The following is a 9,122-nucleotide window of genomic DNA, read 5'->3' on the forward strand; positions in this document are numbered from 1 at the left end:
GCACCGGTGCTCTATCATGCGTGCTTGGATCCGGGGCTTGCGGCCCCTCATGTCGGACGACGCATGCAATATGTTCTGGTCAGTTCCTGCCTGTTGGGCAACCCCGTGCGCTACGACGGCCGTGGCGTTTCCCATGACAATCCCGTGCTTGCCCGGTGGCGGGAAGAGGGCCGGGTGGTCGTCGTCTGCCCGGAAATGGCGGGCGGCATGCCCGTCCCGCGTCCACCTGCGGAGATAGAGCCGGCCGAGGACGCGGCGGCGGTATTGGCCGGCCGTGCCCGCGTGGTGGCGGTTTCAGGCGAGGACGTGACGGCACCCTTTGTGCAAGGCGCGCAAGCCGCGCTGGCAACCGCCCGCAAGCACGCGATCGGCATTGCGGTCCTCAAGGAGGGCAGCCCATCCTGCGGCAGCGGCTATGTATACGACGGCTATTTTGCTGGCCGCAGGCAGCCCGGAGTCGGCGTGACGGCAGAGCTCCTGGCGCGGGCGGGCTTGCGCGTCTTCAGTGAAAAGCAATGGCAGGAAGCCCAGGACTGTCTGGCCCGCCTGGAGGCCGCCGATGGGCCTTGATGCCGGCGACCTGCTCATGCTGCTGGGCGTGGCGGGATGCGCAGTCCTGACATGGAAGATTGCGGCGCGCGCCGGACGCAGCACGGGCCTGTTGCGTTTGGCTGCCGGGATGAGCCTCGCGTTGTCGGCCTTTTTTTTCTATATCTGGCATGCGCAGTACCTGAAGTGGGATTTCAACGAACTGGGCCGCTATTACGACCCGGTAGATCAGGTGGTCTACACGGATTCGGGGTTCGTCTGGGTGCTGCCGGCCGGCGCTTTGCTGGTCTTTGGCCTGCTGTGCGCCTGGCGTGGCTGGCGGCGCTGAGCCGCCTGCCACCTGGGCGCGTTTGACTGGGCGCCTCCGATTCACCGCCGTCTATTCACTGCGGATATTGGCCCGCTTTACGATCTGACCGTTGTCCGCGTACTCCTTCTGCACCTGGGCGCTGAACTGCTCGACGGTGCCGGGCGACATGATATTCAGCGCGTCCGTCAGCGGTTTGCTGATGTCCGGCATGGCGGCGATGCGGTTGATCAGGCCGTTCATGCGCTTGCGGAAGTCCGGACTGGTGGTCGCGGGCGCAAAAAACCCAAAGGTAGAGGTCATGTTGGCCATGGGATAGCCCAATTCGGCCAGCGTGGGCGTGCCTGGTCTCGCTGGCAGGCGGGCCGGCGAGCCCACGGCCAGCAGGGTGAGCTTGCCTTCATCGATCAGCGCATTGATGGGGCCCGACGCATTGACCAGCATCAGGGTGAACTGGCCGCCCAGGGCATCGGGCACCATCTGCGCCATGCCTTTGTACGGCACGTGGGTAATGCGCACGTCGGCCTGCCCATTGATCTGCTCCAGCATCAGGTGCCCCAGCGAACCCACGCCCGCGGTCGCCAGCGACAGGCCGCCGGGGTCGGCCTTGGCCTGGGAGAGCATGTCCTGGAATGTCTTGCCGGTGAACTTCGGGCCACCCACCAGATAGACTGGCGAATACATGACGGCGGCCACGGGCGCCAGGTCCTTCAAGGGGTCGTACAGTGTCTTCATCACGTGCGGCGACAGCGTGACCGGGCTGACGGCCGTAAAGGCCAGGGTGTTCTCGTCATGCGCCCGGGCAACCGTGTTCATGCCTATCATGCCGCCGGCGCCGCCGCGGTTCTCCACCACCACGGGCCGGCCCAGTTCCGCCGCAAGCTTCTGCGCGAAGGCCCGCGCAGTGTTGTCGACGATGCCACCCGCGCCGTAGGGCACGACGATGGTCATGGCCTGGGACTTGGCGTCGGACTGCGCGTAGCTGGCGGCAGAGAATGCGCAGGCTGCGCCGATGGCGCACACCCCCGCGATCCGCTTGAAATTCAACATGCTTTCCCCTTTATATGCCCGGCGGCCGATCCGCCAGGACGCGGCGGCCCTTCAATGAGGCGCGCCGGCATGCAGTGTGTGCAGGCCGGCGCGGCAGGGCAAGCGGGAATACCCGGTATGCGCTTTCAGTGGGCGCGGTAGCCGCGGCTGGTCATGCAGGAATCGAGCGCGCGGTTATAGGAATCCACCATGACTTGGGTGGTCCATTGCGTGATGGTGGCCGGGTCGTAACCGCTTTGGTTCATGGCCCAGCGCTGGCAGTCCAGGGTGGCGCTGGCCTGGGCGCTGTTGACGGGCGCCGTGGACTCATATTGCACCGGCTCGTACTGAGGCTGCGGCGCGCTGTAAACGGGAGCCGCCTCGTATACCGGGGCGTTGTATACGGGGGCTGTGTAGACTGGCGGGCTGGTGTAGCCCACGCCCGACGAGTAGACGCCGGCCTGGGTATAAGTGGGCCCGGAGTCGGCCGCCAGCAGCAGGCCTATGGTGGCCAGCGCGAAGGCGCCGCCTATCCACCAGCCGTCGGAACTGCTGCTGCCGCCATGGTAATTGTGATATCCGCCGTGATAGCCACCGCCGTGATACCCGCCGTGGCCGCCGCCCCAGTAACCGCCGCCACGCCCGCCGGCCATGGCGGGCGCGCTTGCCACGGCCAGCGCCAGCGCCGCGACGATGGCCATACGGCCAGAAAACCGCTTCATGATCTTGCTCCTGATCCGTCCCGGGAGCCGGCGTAACGCCAGGTCCGGGCCGATAGTCCTACTTTACCGCCTGGCCGCCTCCATAAAGTGTCTCAAGCGCTACGGAGATTTCAACTGATTTCAGCGTGGGCGGGCAGGTTCTAACGGTCTGGCCAGTTGTTGCAGGAACGCGACTCGCCTGGGCGCAATGGGATCTGCGGTTTGTCGTTGAAGAGCGAGGCATCGCGGTCCAGGGTCTGGTAGGTTTCGTAACCCGCCTTTTCCACGCACCAGTTCCAGAAATACACCTGCGCCCCGTGGATCATCATCGATTCGGCGCGCCACTCTTTCAGGGCCTTGAACGTGGCGCTGCCATCGGCAGCGCTGCGGGTTTCATTGCGGAATTGTTCCCGGCCGTACGGGTAAGTGCTGCTGATCAGAACGACCCGCGCATCCGCCAGGGGCTGGGAATGTTCATCCAGCACGGTGGCCTGGGCGTCCGGCTGCATGGTCTTGTAGACGGGGTAGGGCACGCAGCCCGATATCAGGCTGCCAAGAATCAGGACAGCCACAGTAGGCAAGCGCCATAGGGATGACATTGCAATGGATGTATCTGCGCTGGAAACAGTCATTGAAAGCAGTGGCTAAAAGCGCCGAAGGGTAGTATTTTCTCGCGATGATTACGGCACGACCCACTTCTTTACCGCAAGACAAGCGTCTCACCAAGGGTGAACGCACACGGCTACAGCTCCTGGAGGTCGCGGCGGCGGAATTCGCGGAGCGCGGATTCCAGCATACCCGGATCAGCGACATCGTCGCCCGGGCCGGCGTGACCCAACCTGTCTTCTATCAGTACTTCCCCAGCAAGCAGGCAGCCTACGACGAGCTGGTGGGCATGTTCGCCCAGCGCCTGCGCCAGGCCATCGGCCAGGCGCGCCTGCCGGACGACCTGCAGGGGGCTGAACTGGCCGGGCGCATCCGCCAGGGCGTGAGCGGCTTGCTCGCCATCCTGCAGGAAGATCCCAACCTGACCCGCATCGGCTTCTTCCAGGCCGCCGAGGCGGAGGCATTGAAGGACGAGCTGGTGGCGTTGATCGCCGGCAACGTGGCCGCCGAACAGCAGGCCGGCCTGTTCCGCGAAGACATTCCGTCCGATTGGTTCGCGCAATCGCTGATGGGCATCATCGAACGCTTCACAAGGCAAACGCCGGATGCGGGCCGGCGCTTGGTGCTGGCGGAATTCATCACCGATCTGCTCTTGGACGGGATACGGAAACGACAACGACAAGCCTCCTAGCCGGAGGCTTTTTTTTGGCCGTTGCCCGCTACAGCCGCTGGTCTTAACGCTCCAGCGCCGGCGTACCGCCCGCGCCCAGGTCCCAGTACAGTCCGGTCATCAGGCTCAGCCCCTGGCGCAGCAGCGCTGGCGGCAGGTGTTCGTTTGGCGCGTGCTGGGAGCAGCCGGGATAGGAGTGCGGCACCCAGATCGTGCGCAGGCCCAGCACGTCGGTGAAGATGTCGTTGGGCAGGGAGCCGCCCAGGTTGGGCAGCACGGCGGTCTTGGCGCCGGACGTGCGCTCCAGCGAGTCCACCGCCCAGCGCACCCAGGCGTCGTCGGGGTCGATGCGCGTGGCGCGGAACATGTTTTCACGCGTGAGCGCGATCTTCACCATGGGAAACCCCTGGCGGTCCAGGTGGCGGCGCAGGGCGGGCACCAGATCGTCGGGGTCCACACCCACCACGAAGCGCAATTGGCAGCGCGCCCAGGCTCGGGGTGGGATGGCATTGACGGGGGTGTCCGGATTGCCGGTTTTGTAAGCCAGCACCTCGAACGAACACCAGCCGAATACGCGTTCGGCCGGCGACAGGCCGGGCTCGCCCCACCACGGCTCGATGTCGGGGCCATCGGCGCCGCCGTCCACCTGGCAGTCGGCCAGGGCGCGCCGCACCGCATCGGGCAGCTCGCGCGGCACCCATTCCGGGATGCGGATCTGGCCGGTGGGCGAGACCAGGGTGGCGATGGCGTGGGCCAGCTGGATGCCGGGGTTGGAGATCAGGCCGCCCCAGTTGCCGGAATGGTGGCCGCCTGCGCGGGCTTCGATGCTGAGGTCGAAGTTCAGGCTGCCGCGCGCGCCCAGGAAGAGGGTGGGCCGCTCGGCGCTCAGCCGCGGCCCGTCCGAGGCGATCAAGAGGTCCGCCGCCAGCAGCGCGCGATGTTCCTCGCACAGTTCGCGCAGTCCCATGGAGCCCGTTTCCTCGCCCATCTCGATCAAGTATTTGGTGTTGAACCCCAGCTTTCCGCGTGTTTCCAGCACCAGCCTCAACGCTTCCATGTTGACGGTGTGCTGGCCCTTGTTGTCGGCAATGCCGCGCCCGTACCAGCGGCCTTCCGACTCGGTGAGCGTCCAGGGTGACAGCCCTTGCTTCCATTCCTTTTCCAGGCCGCGGATCACGTCTCCGTGGCCATAGCCCAGCACGGTGGGCAAGGCAGGGTCTTCGATGCGCTCCGCATACAAAAAGGGCGCCAGCGCCTTGGGATGGGTAAGCGTGCGGCAGGTGAAACCCATGGCTTCGAAGGCGGGCCGGATATCGGCTTCCAGATAGGCGGCGAGTTCAGGGGCGCGGTCCGGATTCTGGCTTTCCGTGGGTTGCGCCAGGCGGCGCGCAAGCAGGGCGCGGAATGCGCCGGAATCGAAACACTGCTCGGCCTGGGCGATGGCTTGTGCACGGGTCATGATGGCTGGGCTCCGTCGGAGGAAGAGGGGTAGAGGTGGCAGGCCACCACGGCTTGCGCGCGCAGCGTCAGCGCCGGGCGTTCAGTCTTGCATAGCGCCATGGCCTGCTGGCAACGGGGATGGAAGGGGCAGCCCGAAGGCGGACGCAGCGGGTCGGGGAAAGACAGGCCCAGGCCCATATCGGGAATGCCCAGGCCGGGTTCGGGCGTCAGTACCGACGCCAGCAGGGCTTGGGTGTACGGGTGGCGCGGATCATGGAACAGTTGCGCGGTGGCGGCGGACTCGACCACGCGCCCCAGGTACATCACTGCCACGTGGGTGGCGATGTGCTCGACCACGGCCAGGTTGTGGCTGATGAATACATAGGTCAGGTTGAAGTCGCGGCGCAGGTCCATCAGCAGATTCATGATCTGGGCCTGCACCGATACGTCCAGCGCCGAGGTGGGCTCGTCGCAGATGACGATCTCCGGATGCATCACCAACGCCCGCGCGATGGCCACGCGCTGGCGCTGCCCGCCGGACAACTGGCCCGGCGTGTTGTGGGCCAGCCGCGGCGGCAGCCCGACGCGTTCCAGCATCTCGATGGCTTTCTGCTGCTTCGGATTGGCGATGCCGTGCACTTCCAGCGGCAGCGACACGATGGAGGCGATCGAGCGTCGCGGATTCAGCGACGAATAAGGATCCTGGAAGATCGGCTGCACGCGGCGGGCCAGGGCTCGCCGGCCCAGGGTGCGGATGTCCTGTCCGTCCAGGCGGATCGCCCCTGCGCTTGGCGGCGTCAGCCCCAGCAGCATGCGGGCCAGCGTGGACTTGCCGCAGCCTGATTCGCCCACGATACCCAGCACCGAGCCACGCTCCACCGCCAGGTCCACGCCATTGACGGCATGCAGCGTGCTGCGAGGCCGGAACATGCCCGAGCGGATCGAGAACTGCCTGCTGACGGCGTCGGCTTGCAGCAAGGGGTTCATGCCAGGACTCCTTCTGGATGGAGGATGCAGCGCCACCGCTGTCCTGAGGCCGCGTCATGCACGGGCACCTCGTTGCGGCATTGCGCTTGCGCATGGGGGCAGCGGTCGAAGAAGGCGCAGCCCTGCAGTTGGCCGACCAGCGCGGGCACGACGCCCGGTATGGTGCCCAGCGCTGCGCCGGGGGCCGTGCGCCCTGGCACGGGGATACAGGCCAGCAAGCCCTGCGTGTAGGGATGGCGGGGCGACGCGAAGAGCTCCGCGACCGGCCCTTCCTCCACGATCTGGCCGGCATACATCACGGCAACCTGGCGCGCGATGCGCGCCACCACGCCCAGATCGTGTGTGATCAGCACCATGGCGATGCCGAGCTCGGCCTGCAGATCGGCCAGCAGCCGCAGGATCTGCGCCTGGATGGTGACGTCCAGCGCGGTGCTGGGTTCATCGGCAATCAGCAGTTCCGGGCCGCACATCAGCGCCATGGCGATCATTACCCGTTGGCGCAGGCCGCCGGACAGCTGGTGCGGATACTGCGAGAGCCGCTGCGCGGCCGAAGCAATGCCGACCTTTTCCAGCAGCTCTACCGCGCGGTCGCGCGCCTGTTGCGCGCTCGCCTTGCAGTGATGGATATAGTGCTCGGTCAATTGTTCGCCGATGGCGTAGGCGGGATTGAGCGCCGTCATGGGTTCCTGGAAGATCATCGCCATCTTCCTGCCGCGCAACGCATTGACGCGCCGCCCGCGCGCGGACGACAGGTCCTCGCCCAACACCGAGAGCCGGCGCGTGGCGCGCCGCGCCGCTTTGGGCAACAGGTCCATGATGGCCAGCGAGGTCATGGACTTGCCGCAACCCGATTCCCCCACCAGGCAGAGCGTTTCGCCGCGCCTGACCTGGAAGGAGACGTCGCGCACGGCGTGCAGCGTGCCGCGCGGCGTGGCGATGTCGACGGTGAGTCCATCCACGTCCAGGACGATTTCGTTGTCGATCATGGTCACGCTCTCTCCTCGGGCGTCAGCAGCTGATGCAGCCCGTCGCCGGCCAGGTTGATCGCGAAGATCAACAAGGCCAGCGCCGATCCGGGAATGGCGATCAACCAGAATGAAAAGAACATGTAGGCCTTGGCCTCGGAGATCATCAGGCCCCAGGAGGGCAGCGGCGGTTGCACGCCCAGGCCCAGGAAAGAGAGAGAGGCTTCCAGCAGGATCGCGCTGGCAGCCTCCAGCGTGGCGATCACGATCAGCTGCGGCACCACGTTGGGCAGCACCTCGCCCCAGACGATGCGCCAGGTGGACGCGCCCGCCGCTTGCGCCGCGGCCACGTACTCCAGGGAGCGCACCTGTTGCGTGGCGCTGCGCATGACTACCGCGTACCGGTCCCACTTGAGCAGTCCCAGCACCAGGATGACGACCCAGAGCGAGCCGCCGACGATGGCGACGGTGGCCAGCGCCACCAGGATGACGGGCATGGACAGGCGGGTGGTGATCAGGAACGACACCGCCATGTCGGTCTTGCCGCCGAAGTAGCCGGCCGCCATGCCCATGGCCGTGCCGATCAGGCCGGAGATCAATGCCACGCTGATGCCGATCAACAGCGAGATGCGGGCGCCGTAGAACAGGCGCGACAGGTAGTCTCGCCCAAGCTGGTCGGTGCCCAGCGGATGCAGCCAGGTGCCCTTGGCATACCAGACGGGGGGCGCCGTGCGGTAGGCGAGGTCCTGGTAATAGGGATCGTGCGGCGAGATCCAGGGCGCGAACAGCGCGATCAGCACGATGACGAGCAGAATGCCGCCGCCGGCCAGCAACGCCTTGTTGCGGCGCAACCGGCGCCAGCGCAGGGCAGAGGCGGACAGTTCCAGCGGCGCCGTGGCGGGAGCGCCGGGCACGGACGGAGTCAGGGAGGGCGCGCGCATGTCAGGACACCCGGATGCGCGGGTCGAGCCACGCGTTGGCGACGTCGGCCGCCAGGGTCAGCAGCACATAGAGCACCGACAGCAGCAGCACGATGAGCTGCATCACGGGATAGTCCTTGTAGGTGATGCTTTGATAGGCCAGGTAGCCCAGGCCGTCCAGGGCGAAGATGGTTTCTATGACGACCGAGCCGCCCAGCAGGTAGCCCAGCTGCACCGCGGCCAACGCCACCACCGGCACGATGGCGTTGCGCAACGCGTGCTTGAAGACGATCTTGCGCGCCGGCAGGCCCTTGGCCCGGGCGGTGCGGATGTAGTCGGCGGCCAGGACTTCGATCATGCCGGCGCGGATCAGGCGCATGAAGGCCGGGGCGACGTAATAGCCTAGCGCGATGGCCGGCATGACAAAGTGCTGCCAGCTGCCGCTGCCCGACACCGGCAGCAGCCGCAGCGATATCGAGAACAGCATGATCAGGATCAGGGCGAAGAAAAAGTTCGGCAGCGCCTGGCCCAGCACGGCGATGGCCAGGCAGGCGCGGTCGATCAGGCTGCCCTTGTAGAGCGCGGCCAGCACCCCCAGCGGAATCGAGATCAGCAGCGCGAAGGCCAGCGCGCCCAGGCCCAGCAGCAGCGTGGTCTTGAGCTTGGAGAGGATCAATGGTCCGGCCTCGGTCTTGAAGTACACCGAGGTGCCGAAGTCGCCCTGCAGGATATGCCAGAGCCAGTCCGCATACTGCACGATCAGCGGCCGGTCCAGGCCGTAGGTCTTGCGGATCATGTCGATATCGGCCTGGCGCGCGCCTTCGCCGGCCAGGGCGAGAGCCGGATCGCCGGACAAGTGCAGCAGCAGGAACGCCAGGATGGATACCGTCAGCGCCACCAGCACCGCCAGGCCCAGGCGCCTGATCGTGAAATACAGCATAGGGCTTC

11 protein-coding genes are annotated in these 9,122 nt (G+C 66.4%); 3 read left to right on the forward strand and 8 right to left on the reverse strand.

All coding sequences use genetic code 11. The features are described from left to right. Window positions 1-63: 63 nt before the first annotated feature. Window positions 64-570 carry a DUF523 domain-containing protein gene (locus tag VCS63_RS25715; RefSeq protein WP_323881424.1) on the forward strand — a complete coding sequence of 169 codons (507 nt, stop codon included), beginning with the start codon at window positions 64-66 and terminating at the stop codon, window positions 568-570. Continuing rightward, complete coding sequence (locus VCS63_RS25720) at window positions 560-877, forward strand: hypothetical protein (protein ID WP_323881426.1); 318 nt, start codon at window positions 560-562, stop codon at window positions 875-877. Before VCS63_RS25715 ends, VCS63_RS25720 begins: the two co-directional genes overlap by 11 nt. Window positions 878-928: 51 nt before the next feature. Here the strand turns inward: VCS63_RS25720 and VCS63_RS25725 are convergent, their stop codons facing one another. From VCS63_RS25725 to VCS63_RS25735, 3 genes are all read right to left on the reverse strand, one after another. Continuing rightward, complete coding sequence (locus VCS63_RS25725) at window positions 929-1,906, reverse strand: Bug family tripartite tricarboxylate transporter substrate binding protein (protein ID WP_063962384.1); 978 nt, start codon at window positions 1,904-1,906, stop codon at window positions 929-931. Window positions 1,907-2,031: 125 nt separating this feature from the next. After that, complete coding sequence (locus VCS63_RS25730) at window positions 2,032-2,607, reverse strand: hypothetical protein (protein ID WP_082900715.1); 576 nt, start codon at window positions 2,605-2,607, stop codon at window positions 2,032-2,034. Window positions 2,608-2,747: 140 nt separating this feature from the next. Continuing rightward, window positions 2,748-3,185: a carboxypeptidase regulatory-like domain-containing protein gene (locus VCS63_RS25735; protein WP_164794933.1), complete on the reverse strand. Its 438-nt coding sequence runs from the start codon at window positions 3,183-3,185 to the stop codon at window positions 2,748-2,750. Between the two features lie 77 nt (window positions 3,186-3,262). Between VCS63_RS25735 and VCS63_RS25740 the strand changes: the two genes are divergently transcribed. Next, complete coding sequence (locus tag VCS63_RS25740) at window positions 3,263-3,883, forward strand: TetR/AcrR family transcriptional regulator (protein WP_063639847.1); 621 nt, start codon at window positions 3,263-3,265, stop codon at window positions 3,881-3,883. Between the two features lie 43 nt (window positions 3,884-3,926). On the opposite strand, the gene VCS63_RS25745 is transcribed toward VCS63_RS25740, so the two are convergent. Genes VCS63_RS25745 through VCS63_RS25765 form a run of 5 tightly spaced genes read right to left on the reverse strand, consistent with a single transcriptional unit; the run spans window position 3,927 to window position 9,114 of the window. Next, complete coding sequence (locus VCS63_RS25745) at window positions 3,927-5,321, reverse strand: M20 family metallopeptidase (RefSeq protein WP_104653541.1); 1,395 nt, start codon at window positions 5,319-5,321, stop codon at window positions 3,927-3,929. After that, a complete protein-coding gene (locus VCS63_RS25750; protein ID WP_313379970.1) occupies window positions 5,318-6,289 on the reverse strand; it encodes an oligopeptide/dipeptide ABC transporter ATP-binding protein in 972 nt (323 codons plus the stop codon). The genes VCS63_RS25745 and VCS63_RS25750 overlap by 4 nt, the downstream gene beginning before the upstream one ends. Continuing rightward, a complete protein-coding gene (locus tag VCS63_RS25755; protein ID WP_042793831.1) occupies window positions 6,286-7,275 on the reverse strand; it encodes an ABC transporter ATP-binding protein in 990 nt (329 codons plus the stop codon). Before VCS63_RS25755 ends, VCS63_RS25750 begins: the two co-directional genes overlap by 4 nt. Window positions 7,276-7,277: 2 nt before the next feature. Further along, entirely contained in the window at window positions 7,278-8,195 is a 918-nt protein-coding gene (locus VCS63_RS25760; protein ID WP_323881428.1) for an ABC transporter permease, read from the reverse strand. A gap of 1 nt (window position 8,196) precedes the next feature. After that, window positions 8,197-9,114, reverse strand: a complete 918-nt coding sequence (locus VCS63_RS25765) for an ABC transporter permease (protein WP_063639843.1) — start codon at window positions 9,112-9,114, stop codon at window positions 8,197-8,199. Window positions 9,115-9,122: the final 8 nt, after the last annotated feature.

This window comes from Achromobacter sp. D10 (assembly GCF_035282245.1).
In the GTDB taxonomy this organism is placed as follows: Bacteria; Pseudomonadota; Gammaproteobacteria; order Burkholderiales; family Burkholderiaceae_B; genus Achromobacter; species Achromobacter insolitus.

Excerpts from the sequence above, each read along its gene's own strand:
- VCS63_RS25715 (WP_323881424.1), top strand. The coding sequence starts at position 64 with ATGCAATATGTTCTGGTCAGTTCCTGCCTGTTGGGCAACCCCGTGCGC.
- VCS63_RS25720 (WP_323881426.1), top strand. The coding sequence starts at position 560 with ATGGGCCTTGATGCCGGCGACCTGCTCATGCTGCTGGGCGTGGCGGGA.
- VCS63_RS25725 (WP_063962384.1), bottom strand. The coding sequence starts at position 1,906 with ATGTTGAATTTCAAGCGGATCGCGGGGGTGTGCGCCATCGGCGCAGCC.
- VCS63_RS25730 (WP_082900715.1), bottom strand. The coding sequence starts at position 2,607 with ATGAAGCGGTTTTCTGGCCGTATGGCCATCGTCGCGGCGCTGGCGCTG.
- VCS63_RS25735 (WP_164794933.1), bottom strand. The coding sequence starts at position 3,185 with ATGTCATCCCTATGGCGCTTGCCTACTGTGGCTGTCCTGATTCTTGGC.
- VCS63_RS25740 (WP_063639847.1), top strand. The coding sequence starts at position 3,263 with ATGATTACGGCACGACCCACTTCTTTACCGCAAGACAAGCGTCTCACC.
- VCS63_RS25745 (WP_104653541.1), bottom strand. The coding sequence starts at position 5,321 with ATGACCCGTGCACAAGCCATCGCCCAGGCCGAGCAGTGTTTCGATTCC.
- VCS63_RS25750 (WP_313379970.1), bottom strand. The coding sequence starts at position 6,289 with ATGAACCCCTTGCTGCAAGCCGACGCCGTCAGCAGGCAGTTCTCGATC.
- VCS63_RS25755 (WP_042793831.1), bottom strand. The coding sequence starts at position 7,275 with ATGATCGACAACGAAATCGTCCTGGACGTGGATGGACTCACCGTCGAC.
- VCS63_RS25760 (WP_323881428.1), bottom strand. The coding sequence starts at position 8,195 with ATGCGCGCGCCCTCCCTGACTCCGTCCGTGCCCGGCGCTCCCGCCACG.
- VCS63_RS25765 (WP_063639843.1), bottom strand. The coding sequence starts at position 9,114 with ATGCTGTATTTCACGATCAGGCGCCTGGGCCTGGCGGTGCTGGTGGCG.